This is a genomic window from Sporosarcina sp. FSL W8-0480 (assembly GCF_037963765.1).
GTDB lineage: Bacteria > Bacillota > Bacilli > Bacillales_A > Planococcaceae > Sporosarcina.
Genome location: NZ_CP150166.1, coordinates 1118899 through 1134523, shown reverse-complemented (window position 1 = coordinate 1134523; position 15625 = coordinate 1118899). Strand labels below are relative to the sequence as shown.

The 15625-nt window shown below is 32.7% G+C and carries 13 protein-coding genes; 3 read left to right on the top strand and 10 right to left on the bottom strand.

What is annotated here, in order from left to right; all coding sequences use genetic code 11:
* Positions 1-20: 20 nt before the first annotated feature.
* From NSQ43_RS05855 to NSQ43_RS05845, 3 genes are all read right to left on the bottom strand, one after another.
* On the bottom strand, positions 21-776 hold the full coding sequence (locus NSQ43_RS05855; protein ID WP_339253875.1) for a DNA-directed RNA polymerase: 756 nt from the start codon (positions 774-776) through the stop codon (positions 21-23).
* Positions 777-929: 153 nt separating this feature from the next.
* Positions 930-2138 carry a hypothetical protein gene (locus NSQ43_RS05850; RefSeq protein WP_339253873.1) on the bottom strand — a complete coding sequence of 403 codons (1209 nt, stop codon included), beginning with the start codon at positions 2136-2138 and terminating at the stop codon, positions 930-932.
* A 100-nt stretch (positions 2139-2238) separates the two neighbouring features.
* Positions 2239-3339, bottom strand: coding sequence for an RES family NAD+ phosphorylase (locus tag NSQ43_RS05845; RefSeq protein ID WP_339253872.1), 1101 nt, complete (start codon positions 3337-3339; stop codon positions 2239-2241).
* 356 nt (positions 3340-3695) lie between these two features.
* Between NSQ43_RS05845 and NSQ43_RS05840 the strand changes: the two genes are divergently transcribed.
* Both NSQ43_RS05840 and NSQ43_RS05835 read left to right on the top strand, forming a co-directional pair.
* Complete coding sequence (locus tag NSQ43_RS05840) at positions 3696-4160, top strand: TFIIB-type zinc ribbon-containing protein (protein ID WP_339253870.1); 465 nt, start codon at positions 3696-3698, stop codon at positions 4158-4160.
* A complete protein-coding gene (locus NSQ43_RS05835) occupies positions 4141-4935 on the top strand; it encodes a hypothetical protein (protein ID WP_339253868.1) in 795 nt (264 codons plus the stop codon). The genes NSQ43_RS05840 and NSQ43_RS05835 overlap by 20 nt, the downstream gene beginning before the upstream one ends.
* 92 nt (positions 4936-5027) lie before the next feature.
* On the opposite strand, the gene NSQ43_RS05830 is transcribed toward NSQ43_RS05835, so the two are convergent.
* The 5 genes from NSQ43_RS05830 to NSQ43_RS05810 are packed head-to-tail and all read right to left on the bottom strand — an operon-like array spanning position 5028 to position 11896.
* Positions 5028-6536 (bottom strand): TnsD family Tn7-like transposition protein, encoded by a 1509-nt coding sequence (locus tag NSQ43_RS05830; RefSeq protein ID WP_339253866.1) that lies wholly within the window; start codon positions 6534-6536, stop codon positions 5028-5030.
* Complete coding sequence (locus tag NSQ43_RS05825; RefSeq protein ID WP_339254813.1) at positions 6533-8023, bottom strand: ATP-binding protein; 1491 nt, start codon at positions 8021-8023, stop codon at positions 6533-6535. Before NSQ43_RS05825 ends, NSQ43_RS05830 begins: the two co-directional genes overlap by 4 nt.
* Before the next feature lie 19 nt (positions 8024-8042).
* Positions 8043-10166, bottom strand: coding sequence for a Mu transposase C-terminal domain-containing protein (locus NSQ43_RS05820; protein ID WP_339253863.1), 2124 nt, complete (start codon positions 10164-10166; stop codon positions 8043-8045).
* A complete protein-coding gene (locus NSQ43_RS05815; RefSeq protein ID WP_339253861.1) occupies positions 10157-10954 on the bottom strand; it encodes a TnsA endonuclease N-terminal domain-containing protein in 798 nt (265 codons plus the stop codon). The genes NSQ43_RS05820 and NSQ43_RS05815 overlap by 10 nt, the downstream gene beginning before the upstream one ends.
* A 54-nt stretch (positions 10955-11008) precedes the next feature.
* The gene (locus NSQ43_RS05810) at positions 11009-11896 is read right to left on the bottom strand and encodes a tyrosine-type recombinase/integrase (protein ID WP_339253859.1); all 888 of its coding nucleotides are present in this window, start codon (positions 11894-11896) and stop codon (positions 11009-11011) included.
* A 241-nt stretch (positions 11897-12137) separates the two neighbouring features.
* On the opposite strand from NSQ43_RS05810, the gene NSQ43_RS05805 reads away from it, so the two are divergent.
* Positions 12138-13073, top strand: a complete 936-nt coding sequence (locus NSQ43_RS05805) for a hypothetical protein (RefSeq protein ID WP_339253857.1) — start codon at positions 12138-12140, stop codon at positions 13071-13073.
* A 443-nt stretch (positions 13074-13516) separates the two neighbouring features.
* Here the strand turns inward: NSQ43_RS05805 and lnu(G) are convergent, their stop codons facing one another.
* Positions 13517-14320 carry a lincosamide nucleotidyltransferase Lnu(G) gene (gene lnu(G) / locus NSQ43_RS05800; protein ID WP_339253855.1) on the bottom strand — a complete coding sequence of 268 codons (804 nt, stop codon included), beginning with the start codon at positions 14318-14320 and terminating at the stop codon, positions 13517-13519.
* A 626-nt stretch (positions 14321-14946) separates the two neighbouring features.
* Positions 14947-15435, bottom strand: coding sequence for a hypothetical protein (locus NSQ43_RS05795; protein WP_339253853.1), 489 nt, complete (start codon positions 15433-15435; stop codon positions 14947-14949).
* Positions 15436-15625 lie beyond the last annotated feature (190 nt).

Below are 15625 nucleotides of genomic sequence, written 5' to 3'. Positions count from 1 at the left end.
TTAATGAACTTCTCTACCCTCTATAGAACCCTAATCATAAATTTATATAAAATTTTACCTGGATCTGTAATTTGGTGGTACTCATCAATTTCATTATTGTTAATATCAACTTGTTCCATATCAATATCTACAGAAGCATCAATATCTGAAAGATAATATTTGCTCATTATTTGCGTAGATACGCATTTTTCAACAGTTAAATATAGGCTGTCGTAATCCAAGTTATTCTCTTTACAATATTTTCTAAGTGAAGGTAAGTAAATTGATTTAGCTTTTCTTTTTTCTAATTTAGTCTTCTCCTCGATATACTCGTATAAAATTATAAAGTTGTTTAAGTCATTATCAAAAAAGTTTGTAAGGGCATTTATACAAATTAATTTTTGATGCTCTATGGGTCCTTCATTGGATACTATAGAGTTCAAAATACTTCCCATTACCAAACATGATTTACTTGAGTTTGATAGAACTACTTTGGTAAAAGTGGTTGATATGAACTCCGCCCGTTTTTCATTACTGACATACTTAACAAGTTTTTTTATTTTTGCTTCACTTGGTTGTTCATTCTCATCAAAACCCTCTAAGAAACGTTGAAACTTTTTCTCTGTTATTAAATCATTAACCCCTTTAACAAACCCAACAACCTTAGATATTTCTCCAAAAATCTCCACATATTCGTTTTTCAGAATCTTATCTTTAATCTCAAGGTAGTTTTTAAAATGTTCCAATGTCTCTTCTACAAATTCTTGTGGAAGATTTCCTTTTTTATTGTTTGACACTTGTTATCCCCCATTCATTCTTTCATTAAGTCTCCAACCGTTGCAATAAAACATTTTTCTGTTTCTGCATATTATTAATTTCTAAAAGACTATTTAAAGCAAATAAAAGGATAAAATGCATGCTTTCTCAAATAAATACGGTTAAATTATTCTTCAATACATGGGGCCTTTTGGTAATTTGAAGCTAATCAGCTTTTCTTTATCATTAGTTGTCAGTAGGTTGTCTGGATACTTCTCAGAGTCCATAATCCAATCTGATTTATTCATAGCCCAAACATATTCGTCTGCTGTTTCATCCAATTCAGATGCGATATAGTTTTTTATTATTTGCGAGTAGAAGTAGTGTACTGATTTTTGCAGTAATTCTTCTGTAAGCTTGTACTCCCGATCATGTCGTTCCCTTATAATTTCTCTTTGTTCTTCCTCTTGTCTTTTTTTCTCTTCAGCAATTTTATGAGCCATTCGTTCTTCATCTATTATTTGTGGAAGCGAAAAAATATAGAGGAATACTTTCTTTAATAATGCGTCAAATGTGTCTGTTTTGGTTTGTTTGATAAGTTTTTCATGCTTACTCCACTTTCGCCATTCAAGATAATATCCTACTTCAACATTCATATATCCAGTGGAAACATATTTATAAGTTTTATAGGATGAATATTCTTTATCGTCTGGAGATAACATCACTTTCTTTGATGGTAATTTGAAATTCAGCATAAAAACGTAACTTTTATATAATACCTTTATTTCATCATGCGTAATGTTTATTCTTGCTCCTGCCTTTTCAAGAGCCTTAAATAAGCTATCTATAAAAGGTAAGGTTTCTGGTATTAAAACACCCGATGAAGAGTTTATATGGAGTATTGCTTCTCTGTAATACGAACTACCGTCTTTTTTCTTTTGGCGATATTTAACTATCTCTTGATGTGGACTTGTAGACAAGGTTTTATTAACTTTTAATACATTGAAAATCTGGGTGAGTACCGTTTGCTCTCCTTCAAGATACGAGAAATATCCTTGTTGTTTGGTTGATTCATCATTAGTTAAGGCATCATCATTATTGGGCGTTATTTCAACATCTTTTTCTTTCTTGGGTGATAATATTTTTTGGGGTGTAGCACTTTTCGCTTTTGCTTGTTCAATAATAATCTCTGGGTTATCTTCTGGATTAGGAAGTAATGATTGTGTTGGTTTTTCCTTCCCCATGTACAAACGACTCCAATATGATGCAGTTGGCATAGGAATCTCATTTGATATGCAGGCACTTTTTAGCTTGTTATATGGAACATTTAATTCATTAGCAGTTTTTGAAGTGCCAATAGACCAGAGCTTTTCATAAAGATCTTTTCGGAATATAGATACCATATTTTCAACCTCCTTAGAAATTACTATATCTCTAAGTCTTTTTCATCTTAAGCCATATGTTTTGAAATCCCGTATTATAATGAAACCCATAAAGATTTATTCAATCAAAAAATGGAATATCCCCAAGCGTACTTGAGAGTTCATTATCAATAGTAGTTTTATATAAAATATCTTGTACCTCTACCATTTCAATATCTTTTACCGTTACATTCTTTTCATCAAAAATAACAATATTATACGCAGGTCCCAATGCACTTTTGAAACATATTCCATCGTAGCCCCTTACTTTAATAAGTTCTGTTATGTATTGGGTTGGAAGATAGTCAATTTCTGAATTTGAAGGATCAATAGGGGTACTTAGTTCTTTCGCAAAACGAGAAATTAATGTATCCATTGCTAATATGTCATTATAATCCTCAAATATTAGTGGAGAAAATTTATTACTACTCAAATCTACTAATTTTAATTCTTTATTTATTTCAACAGATGCGACAGTAATTTTTGAACCTTTCCATGGTCTTATTTCTGCTATACACGTTTCCTTGTCATCTGCACAATACAAGTAACTGATTCCATTGGGATTAGCTCTGCCCGACTTTGCAATTTTGGAAGGTGGTGCCAACATATCTTCTTCAACCTGTTCTCCCATTCTGGCTCTAAAGAGTACATCACCAGATTGTAACTTATGATTACGATACTTTAGGATTTCTAAAATATCATTATTAATATCAAAGTAAGGGAAGAACCTATTTTCATATTTTAATTCTTTTTTTAACTTATCCCAGTATATCTTCCATGTAGCTAACGGATCGTTATAAGAATTTCCATCTGATATTTTTGAATATACTTTTTTCGGATCAAAATACTTTCCTTCGTCATTTTCGTTCAAAATATCAAACAACAACTTGTAGTCAATTTCATAGTTTTGAATATCTTTAGAGAAAATTGACCAATCTTCGTTGATTAATGTAATTAATAATACGCCTACTTCATAAGGATGATCTATTTCTGGATCATAATGTTCATAGGCTTCAGTATGAGTGTATAAATTCATTAATCTTAAAAAGTATGGACTCAGTTGTTTAGTATCAGTGATGAAAACACTTTTTCCACCACAATACTCACAATCACCTTTCTTATTTTTTTCTTTGATTTTTTCTTTCAAAAAAATATCATCGAAACATTCCTCACAACATACCACGAAATCTCTTCCCCCTATTTTCTAATCTTATAATAAATTGGAGTATCTCCATTTTCAAATCTACTATTAATTACTCATAAATTCGATTCATCTCTGGAAATCGGTAAAGAGACCAAATTTTCATAATTAGACTTGGTTCCCTCTATTGTTCCATCGAAGCCATTTCTATTTAGGTTTACTTTCCTCGGCATTTCTCTCTTCCTGTTGCTAACTTTCTTTATTCCACAAAACGCTTTTTCCTATACCATTTAATGTATATAGTCAATGTTACTATGAAAATATACTAAACGCACCTATTCGATATTAAGTGTTATAATATTCTGTAAATATACAAAGTTATGAGAGGAGATTTTATATTGTCAGACGTGACTATCCCTTTTTCCATCCCGTTGGATGACGACGGGTATGTATCCTTACAATGTCCTTTCTGTGACAAACATTTTAAACTGACTTGGGAGGATGTTGAAGACGATGCTATTTACGAATTATTCTGTCCATATTGTGGTTTAGTGGCTGAACCAAATGAGTTTTTAACGGATGAAGTTAAAGAAAAGGCTTTACGTTTAGCAGAAAACCATATGTATGAACTGTTAAATGGTTTTATGGATGGGATGAAGAAAACATTCAGGAACAACAAAGCCATTAAGGTAAAAACGGGTTCCAAAATAGAAATGAACGCTCCAAAAACAATTATTGAGTCAGATAATATGGAATCTTATAAAGTTTCATGTTGTGATCGTGGAATTAAAGCATCTCTCATTGACGAGACGCTGTATTGTCCTTTCTGTGGAGGTGAGACAATTGGAACTATTAATGGATAAAAAGGAATTCCAAATGCTATCTACAGAGTTTCGTAGAATTGCAAGCCGTCTGTTGAAAACAGATAGAGATGATGGCATAAATAACTTAAAAAGGTTTATTTATTTCATAGAAAATAATCCAATAATTAAGAGTTTCATTGATGAACATAACACATTTACCTTTGATATTGAGAAAGAAATTAAAGAGAGGGAAATGCATGAAGCTTATATAATTCAACCAGAAAAAAACTACGAAATTTCCTTCATTTATCAATTACTTAAATTCAGTTCGGAAAATCATAATGATTATATAACTATTTGTTATTTTTACGGGTCAGGTAAAAGGTTTCAAGATATGGTAGATGCTTTTAACGACAGAGTAGTTAGCTTGCTCATCGGGCATATTGAAGTTTACCTAAAAGGAGTTTGGTTAGATATGGGGGATAATGAAAAAATCCATATTAATGTTAACGGTGGTCAAGTTGCTATTGCACAAGGACAAGGAACCGTAAATGCAACACAGAATATCCATTATGGACATGCTCATGAACTAAAAGAATTAACTGAAACATTTTACAGGTTATTGGAAAAAATAGAATTAGATAAGGATGAAAAGGAAGATACAAAAGAAATCGTTGAGGTTGCTATTACTGAAATTGTAGCCGAAAAACCTAAACGTTCACTTATTAAACATGCCATCGAAAAGATTGAATATGCTGGTAAATTAGGCACAGGACTTAACGGTTTAAATATCGTAGTGCAAAAATTAATAGAGCATTTTAAACACTTTTTATAATAATCGAGATTCTCTATGAACCTATAGTTTCTATCAATTCAATTCCAAAGGGATGGTCAACTTAGGAATTACCCATTAACCCTAAGTTGACCCTATAAATTTTCTTCTAACACCTTTTGAATCAATTCTCTAACTTCATTCTCACCACCGCCAAATCCTGCATATATTTGAACCTTATAAGCAGTAATTCTTTCATCTTCCTTGTTCAATTCGTTTATAGCCCATTTGACTTTTCTAATGCGGAAATCATTTATGTCCTCTTTTACTTCTTTCAAATATTGTTGGGTTCGAGTTAATTTCTCATTATCAAACCATCTCCCTGCACCAATGGTCAATTTTATCCGCCAAGGGGTTACCCTAATGGGTTTTCCATCTTTATTCATAATCTCTTTCACAGCTTCTTTTGCAAGTTTTAAACACTCCTCATCTCTTTTCTTCCAATCAATAGTATCAGTCCTTTGCTTCTTCACCTTCACTCTTGGAGTTACTTTCTCATACCACTCTCGATCATATCTAAAAATCCAAGTATGCAGTCCTTTCCCCTTTTCTTTCAATTCACTCCTGGATGCTCCCTGGTTTTCTTCTATTAATTTGATCCACTTTGTCCTTCTTTCATTGATATCAAACTTCGGAGTGAATTCACTCATTACCTTTCTCTTCCCAACAACAGTAGTAGCCTGAAATAATTCATCTACATCCACTTCGAGGAACTGGAGGAAAAGCAAATGTCTCAATGGACTTCTATTTTTATTATTATTTCTTACAAAAATTCTTAACCAATTGGTCGGATTATCAGGGTCAATACAGCTCTGCATTATCTCTAAATATTCAGCTGGATAATAATGCAAGAATTGTTCTTGCAACTCATTCATATATAAATTTCCGCTATTAGATGCTAAACCTTTATTCCTCAATGTATCTATATAGAAGTTAATGATAAACTGAAGATCCTTTTTTGGATAATTACCTTTTAACAAGCGTTCTGCATTATGGATATATTGAAGATTTAACTCTTTTATTCTAATTGGATATGGGTCTGCTATAACAGCTTCATCACATACTTCTGCATCCGCACATTTATAATCAAATCCACTTTCTGTACTTAAAACTGGACTATCTTTCAATAATACCTGATGAATTGAACAATATATTGCACCCACAATTTGATGAGATCTTCGAAAGTAACTCTCACCAAGTTCTTCTTTATCATTTCTGTAACAGATTGGGCAATATCGCAAATAACGTTGAATCTTCACCTTGCTTCCCCCAAATCCAACAACACTTTCAACTGCTAATCCATTACCTTCTACCATTATTTCATTAATAGACTCTGCTTTTTCCTCCGACAAAAATGATGTGTAAAAGGGAAACATTGTGTGATTTATAATTATTTCATTGGTAGTTATTTTTGAAGTCGGGGGAAGATTATTCACAAATGCATTAAGATGTATTGGAAAAAAAGTTGATTTCATAATAATCAACCTCCCAAACAAATCTTTTACTAAAGCTTGATTACTCACCATCCCACACATTTGCTTATAACGAGCAATCACACTGTATAAAAGCTCATCTTCATAAATAACTGGAAGAAAGTTAATCATGGATCTACACCAACATCCCACTCCAACATGTCATCAATAAATCCATGCTCTATTAAAATTTCATACGGAGTTTTCTGTTGCTTAACTCCATTTTTCAATAATAATCTAAGATCGCCATCTGCATATTCAATATTCCGTTTTGCCTTTTTCATTAGGGGTATCGGTGGCACGTCAACGACTTTATTCTTTCTTATTTCCTTATATTTTTCAGTTTTCAATGCCTTTTCAGTAGCATCAACTTCTGATTGTTGAATCGTACTAACAATTTCAATCCTTCTAATATCTTCATATTTTGCTATTTTATAAGGATTACCTGAACGAATAGCATTCAGCATTTCCTTCATTAATTTGAACTTTTTACTGGCAACATTTCGCATAAGTTCAACTGTTATTTCCTCTTTCCCTGTCGAAATAGCTTTCTGCTGAGAATAAACAAATAGTTTCACAATTAAATCTGAAATTCCTTGAGTTTCATCATAGATAACTTTTGCAAACTCCTCTGTAAGCGGAGTGAACTTCCTTGTCCATTGATACCGCCACATAGACTCCAATAGGAACTTAAATTCATTATTGTACTCCATGTTGTTAAAAATTATTTCCGAATTACCCGTAAATCTTCTTGCAATCCTTAATTCGTCTCCAAAAAGACTATAAGCTCCAGGCGTTCCAATAATCGCAAGATTTACACCAGAGTTTATAAGATTCACAAAAAAATTCATGATTTGGTCTGCACCACGACCTTTAATATTTTGGGTCTCATCAATAATAAGTAATCCAAGCCCAATATTTTGAGAGAGTTGTGCAATCAAGGGCAACATCATATCGACTGACGCATTTCGTGATACATATTTTTTATAATTATTCGTGCCAAGCAAGTCGTCAACCCTCATAAAGAACTGCAAACATAAAGCCTTTAATGAAGATGTAGAAGGAGCATCTAACTTTAACCAAACAAGTTGGATTTGATTAAAATGCTGTCCCCTATATTCGTTATGAACAATAATTTGAGGAATATTGCTCAATACCCGACTGACTGAGGTTGTTTTTCCCATGCCAGAAAAACCGATAAGAGCCCCACACCCTGCTGTCGTACGGAAATTTTGTCTACTGTTAATATCGAAAGAGCGGTTTATGATTTGCTTTCCTGTTTCATGCAAGTAGCGTTTATAGGCTGGGTCAAATGGGTTTCTCGCTAAATAACCTTGCAAAAGAAGACTATTTATCATATCCCATATCTCCAAATGTATAGGTAGTGGTTGAAAAAACTGATATAGCCTATTGATCATTTGCAAGCGATACACAGTTTCCATTTTTCTTTCTTGCTCAGAAAATGATGGATTCATAGAAAGCTTTTTAATTACTGCTGGTTTATCTGCTATTGGAGGTAATGCCTGTATAAATGGATTCTGATTAAACTCTTCAAGTGGATATTCAGTATAGCTTGCCTGCATTGCCTCCATACCATTTGGTAGAAATATTTCCTTCACCAATGAACATCACTCCAATTCAATCTCTCAAACTTCTAAACAATGACAGTTCGTCACCATCGTCAATTTCAACCAAGTTCTCCTCAGATGGCGTAATATATTCCTTTTCCTCTTTTTCCTTTTTCAATCGCTCACGCTGTAACTCTCTTTCCTTGCGTTGATTTTCTTTTATCCCTTTCAGCTTTTGTGTTTTACTTATACTGCTGTCAAGCTCTGCCTTTGTTTTTTTCTTTCCTTCTGCAACGATTTCCTCGATATCGGAAAATAACTTTATTTTTTGCTGAAGTTCCTTTTCTTTACTTTTCTCTTCTATTTCTTTTTCATATTCAATAATCCGATCAATCTCTTCAATTCTTTTCCCGTAATATTTTTCAAGATGATCTAAAAGTTTTAATTTATGAAGACTTCCATCATCATTAATCGTGTATATTTCTGATAAATCCCTTGCATCGAACTTAATTTTCACTCGCTTACTTCCGTAATTTCGGGCTGATTCGAACCAGTTATTTTGTAAACTATATTCAGATGCGTAAAGAAGCTTCTTATATCTAAGCCCTTGGGGGGTAATAGTTGCTGTATCGGACTGCAATAAATTGATCTTGATGACTTCTTCGGGCAATTTCCTTAACTGACCTTTCTGATGCTTTAGCCCAAAACGCCAAATTTCTCTTGGAATCTTTTCAATTCCTGCTTCCAACATTTCCTCAGTCAATTCATAGTCTTGTAGAACATGGTAATTATTGTGGAAAATGATTAATCTAATGATAATCGCCGTCAATTCATCAATCGTTAGATTTGCTTTTAACCGTAAATCGCTTTCTCCCCGCTCACGAACCCTTTTCCCGCTGATTGAAGCACCCTCTACATGTGGAGCCAGTTGAAGCTGAATTTGATTTAACGCTTGTTCAACAATTCCCTTTTTTTGCGGAGTGTATGGAGGGCTATTCTGAATAGAAATACCTAATCCTTCTATTGCACTTTCAATTTGCTTGCCGTTAAGCTCCCCACGATCTGTAAATATACGATGCGGAATGCAAGCGACACCCCAATCATCTTCTTCAATATCAACTCCATACTTTAAACAGAATTCTTTTTTTGGTGTCATACTATTTTGTAACGCAACCATAGCCCCGCTATAAGCATTTAATGATTCATATGATAAATTGAATCCGACAATCATCCTTGAGAAAACATCCATACAGATATGAAGTAACGGCTTACCAACAAGAATATTTCTGTTCACACTTGAGACGCATGTCACGTTCAATGGGCTTGAGTCTAATTGCCACAACGTAGCGGGTCCAATACCACTATCTTGTGTAGAATTTCCAATAATCGCCTGATGTTTTTGGTGGTACACCCTGGAGCCATGTCGCTTTGAAACTTCATTTTTTATTTGATTAAAGTTTTTGTACCAATAATAAAATTGATGGTACGTTGGTATTTCTGAGTCAATAATTGGAACCAACACTCCATTTTGTTCAACTCTTTCAATCGTGAAAAAATCTTTAATCATAAACTCATAAGCCGTTTTCAATGTATTTTGTTTTTCATTGTAATAATACCGATTGAGACTAATCATAAAAATTTTTCTCAGCTTTTCATCAACATTGACACCTTTTCGTTCACCGTACTTTCGTGGTCTTCCTCTTTTCACTCTACTTACTTTCTTATCCTTACCTTTTGCACCACACTTATAGTAATTAGGAAGCAAGGCGTTTCGAACCTTTCCTCCTCTCCAATATTCAATCAAGTAGCTTTTCACAGTGTTTTTACTCACTCGTAAATTGGCAACGGAAAGATCAATCGCCTTCTGTCGATATTTTCTCAAATAGAGATGTTCTTCAGATTCAACGTGTTGAAAGACATATGAAATTACTTCCCATGCTCGATCCCTTCTCTGCTTTTCAGCATTGCTCAAATCTTCTTCGTATACGTGTCTGAAATATGGATTTTCTATTAACAGTCTTATTTCACCGTCAGCAATCGCAATCATGATTTCCTCAACTTTAATAGGATAGGGCCACCTGCTACCTTCATCCATATCAATTGCATATATAATAGAAGAAAGTCGATTTACATAGACAATTCTCATAACCCTTCCATCTTTGCCTTGAAGCAACATGTTTTCGATTAACTCCATTCATATGCCTCCATTCCCTTTAAGGTTAGGTTCTTAACTGGTAGAGATATGTCTATCTTTTGGTTCAGATTTATTCGCAACTCTTTTTTTGCTATCAAATAGCGAAGAAGGAATAACCCTGTTCCATTTGGAAGTCCCTCATTTTTATCAAACATTTTTAACAGGCTTCTAACTGGTAAATCTTCATGGTTATACAATTCACTTAGCAAGTAAGCAGATAATGCCTCTTTATCCAATTCCTCTCCGCTACCTTCCAGCAAAGTTTCTCTAATCCACTCAAGGTTTTTCGCCAGTTGACGGGGGAGTTGCTTTTCAGTTATTACCTTCCACTCAATTCCTTTTTCGCTCCAGTATCGCCTTTCAATTTCAAGCTTCTCCCATGTAATTTTCCTCTTTAGTTCTGACGTGTTTTTCACAGTTCGGGCAATAAATTTCTCGTTGCCATCTTCATCTTTTAACGTCAGCAAAAAATTAGTCGTAATCACGTAGGGTTCATTTCTTTCTTTATCTCGATACTTATCAAATCTCAAATCGTCGTGTTCAATCGTTTCCATCACGTCAAGTAACGGGTAAGTTTCTCGAATATCAATCACACTCGTTTGATACTCAAAGAGTAAAAAAGCCCTGTACTGTATATCCGACTGTAAATGAAATATTCGAGGAATTTTTATCCCTTTTAAACGTGTAGCTCTACCCAAAGATGAATAATCATGAGTCATTGTCCAAGGAAGATAATCTGCCCCAATTCCTTGCCCCCTACCTTCTTTTAAGTATTTTAAGATTTTCACATTCGACTTGTAATATGAAGAAACCTCCATAAAGCTCAGATCAGACTCCTTTCGTTAAACTTGTAGATTATCCACAGCATTCTGCTTATCTTCAGCACTCGAATTTACATAGAACCGATAAAGTGTATCGACAGAACTATGACCACTTAATATTGCAACTGTTTTCGGGTCAACCTTTCCTTCCTTAATAAGACTTGAGCAAAATGTGTGTCTCGCCATATGGGGAGAAACAATGTATTCAAGCTGTGCCATCTTACTGTATTTTTCTAAAATTTTGTTTATAGCAAGTCTTGTCAATGATCCTCTTTGTCCTTGAAGTAGATTATTTGATGCTACATCGGGGCGAACTTTTAAATATTCTCTGATTGCCATTACAACCTGGGCATTCAAATTTACTTTTCTTACCTTATTTCCTTTTCCATTTCGAACAACTAAAAAGCTATAATTATTTTTTCCATTTCGTTCTGTTAGATGGATATCATCAATTTCAATTGAAACCAACTCGTTGCATCTAACCCCTGTTGCAAAAAGTAAATAATAGATTAAGATATCTCTTTTATTTCCTTCCGCTTCAATAGTTCGCTTCAGCCGATAAAGGTCTTGCTTCTCAACGATTTTCACTTCGTAATCCAGTTCAATGTTGTTTTTCAAAAGAACTTTTCGCAATTCAACTTCAGTCTTGCATATTCCTTTTTTATGAAGAAAACGTTGAAATTGGACAATACTTTTTAACTTCCTATTAATACTGGTTACTTTTAATTTCTTTATTAGGTTCAAATATTGACGGTACTCACGAAGATCCGTTTCTGTAATCGTTTCTGTTTCAAAACCAATGGTTTCATTTAGCCATTCCAAAAACTGCTTGACATCATTTGAATAGGCTTGAATTGTTAATGCACTATTCCCTTCCTCTTGTAACGCATGAATAAATTCCGCTAACATTTATTTTCCCTCCATCCTTTTTAGGCACACAAAAAGGCGTTATCGCTTTTAGGCAAAATTCTATCTTTTTTTAAAAGATAGAAAAATACCCAAGCAATAACGCCTGTCATTCGTAATTTATTTACTATAACTCTATTATAGTAACAATTCCGTTATTTACAAGAAATAACATTCAATTTCGTTTACATCTTACATTAATGTACAATAATTTTAAGAATGATTTTTTAAAGGAGCGAAGGTAATGGATTTAAACGGTCTTATCTCTACCATTATTACAGCAACATCTGCACTTGTCGCAATTATAGGTGGATTTTTAGTGAGTAGAGTTATCACATTATCAGGTGAAAGAAGTGCAATAGAAAGAAGATTAAAAGAAATAAATAACGATTTAAGTACCAAACAAAAAATGTTAGAGCAAATTGAAAAGGACTTTATTGAAGAAGAAATTGAAGATTTTATAAATGACTATTGCGAAGAAATTATAATAGAGGAAAAAAGTATTCAAGAAATTCTTGATGAAGATGATTCAAGCGATTTAACTCCTGAAATTTTAGAACCTTACATTGAAGAATTATTCTCTATTAGGGATGAAATTTTTAAATTAATTGAGGAAACTGATGAACATTATGTACTTCCCAACAATTTGAATGAACTCATGCAGGATAACAACATAATAATTGAAGGAAAAAAGGATTTGCATGAATTAGTCTATAAAACAATTTGGAATTCGTTTCCTGATGAGCCTACTAACAGTTTATTTGGAATAAATGTAAAGTTACCTGCTATAGATCATCGCAATATTTTAAAGAGTACCAGTACATTCTCCCAGCAACTTTTTAGGGATAGAATTAAAGAAAGAAATATGCTTAGAAATGAAGTTCAAACCCTAAAAGTAAGGAAACTTGAACAAAAGAAAATACTTGGCGATTATGGAAAACCAAGTGGTTTGTGGGGTGGTTTGTGGGGTGGTTTATGGGTTCTAATTTATTCCTGCATTGTCGGGATTGCATATCCAAGTGTTCTTTTACCATACCCTGAAAATACTTATAATGACGTTACAACCAAATGGTTTTTGCTCATCTTATTTTTCAGTGAGCTAATTGCACTTTTTATTTATTTGGGAGTATCAATGTCTAAACTTACAAGAAACAACAGCTTTCAAAATCTTGAAAAATAACCTGGCAACATAATTCTTAATTATGAAGAGAGTTTTATTTTCGATCAGACGTAAGAATGCAGGTTGATGTCCCTTTGAAAGTAAATAAGCTACTCTTAACTTTATACATAACTTTTTAAGTTGATTCAACAAGAATTTTTTAATACATTATGTACCCGTTAATGTTGTACTACTTCACTTCCATATTCGTAATCTAATATATTTCTATATAATTATGGATGGGCAGAAAGGAGTTTGAATTAATAACGGGTTCCGATGCGGAGATAAAAATCCATAATAATAATAATAATAATAATAATGTGAAAACATACTTTTCAACAAGCATTTTCCCAGCAGATTCACATTATGAATAGCAAACGCTCAGAAATAAAATCTGAGCGTTTTTACGTAACTATAAATTTCCTAATTAAACTAAAGCACCCTTTAGCACAATAAGTTTTTTTCTATTCATTCATATAATGTAACAGTTTTTCGAAAAAATCATTGCTAACGGTTAACTGATATTGTTTTTCAACGAGATTTCGAAGTTCCATAACGAGAAGCAAAGAGTTCTTATAGGCTTCATATAGTTCTAATTCATTTAATCGGGCAGTAGTCTTTTTAAACTTTTCATAGTTTTCAGGACTAATTTCTTTTTCAAGATTCTTTGTCATATTAAACCAATTATCGGCATTTTCTTCAGCAATTCGAATGAGTTGTAGTATATTTTTTTGTAATTGAGATAAAAGTTCCAGTGAACGTGCATTTTCCCCTCTTTTAAGAACATTAATACCCATTAACCATAGGTTGGAAAAATTATTCAATAAAAAATTTACGTTTTCTTCTGTAAGTCTATTTGGTCCCGGACCTTCCAACTCTGATAAATACAATTCTAATTGTCCTGTTTCATCATAAATAAACATTGCTTTTATGTCAGGAATGTAGCCTGATTCTTTGAATGAAGGAATAATATTCATTTCGTTTTCGGAAAGGAAATGAAATTCACCACGTATTAGATTTTCAAAAATAACTACTTCCGTACCGTACTCATTTTGATAGAGTAAAGTGTAGGAAGCGACTTCATTTAGCCATTTTGCTGAATCAAAGGTGGAAATTGTATCACCTTTTAGAAAAACATAATATTCTATATCAGAGTATTGATCTCCCTCTCCTTTTGTAAAAGAGCCATACATCATACAAGCAGATATTCGTTCATCTAACTCGACAAGTTCCTTAACCCTTGCCATTAGTTCCTTTTGTTTTAACAATTCGATTCCTTCTTCCTTTATTTTGATTCAGGGAGAACAAAAAATCCTCCCAAATAATGTTGGAAGGATTAGTCATTTAACTTTTTACGATACTCAAATAAAACGATTTAGCCTTTTTAGCTATTCCGTCTTACATCTATTTAGTATATGGAAAAATGGGCAGACTAATCCTAAGTTTTTAAAATGAAATATACTATTTCAATTGTTAAAAATCAGATTAGTTCTTCATTGTCCACCCATCTCTCCTTTCGATTAATAGTATATTAATTTTAACGCTTCAAAGTTCAAGATGCAAGTTGTAGTAACTAACAATCAAAAATACATATTGTGAAAAAATACACTTAAACTATCCTGCCCCGTTAGTTTAAGAACAATGATTCACAATCTTTAAAACTATTGTAACATATAATGCTAAATTAATTTTTAAATACAGGAACAATTCTTTAGCAACACAAATCTCATTGGATTCTTACATTCGTAACACTTTAATACACACAGTAGGTAAATCTAAGCACACATGTAAAAATCGTTGCGGTTACAATGTTAAATCGAGTATAACTATCCAAAATATAATAATAAATAAAGAGAGTAGTTTATTCTATACACCCAAATTTTCGATTTGAAAATTAGATATTAGTATCATAAATAACGTTTGTAATGAAACATGAAAAATATTGTATTTTTCTTTTTTTGTTGGTCGAATTATTATCAAAGTGTGTAAAATGAACTCTATAAATTCCATTTTCTCCTAAAAACCATCTTTCTCCTACTCGGAACAGATCGCTCAGTTTTTCTACATTATACTTTCTTAGTGTTTCGGGTGTAATCCCTCCAATTAATTCCGTAGAATCATTAAATATTAAAATGAATTCTTTGTTATTTAAGATTTTTAGGGTTAATCCTGTAAGTGTCGAATATTTATAATGTTCTATTTCTTCCTCAGAAAGCTTTGTCGACCCACGTCGTATTTTTAATCTTGATACGCTAAACTTTCGTTGTAAAAAATCCCAATAATACCCTTCACTCAAAAAATAAAAAGCTAAATCTACTTCTACCTTCCAAGGTGATTCTTCCAATTCATTTACTATCAAATTAACTTTATATCTATTATCCACGCTCAAGCTTCCTTTCAATATAAAATAAAAAAGTGCCTCATTGCTTATAAACAATATATTGGAGTTTTTTTAAAACCCCCACATATCGCTAAGCAATAAAGCACTTTCCTAATAAATTATACCTTTTCAAGAGTAAACTATTTTAATGTTTAAGTCAAAATAATTTTTAGAGATGATTTATGAAAGTTGC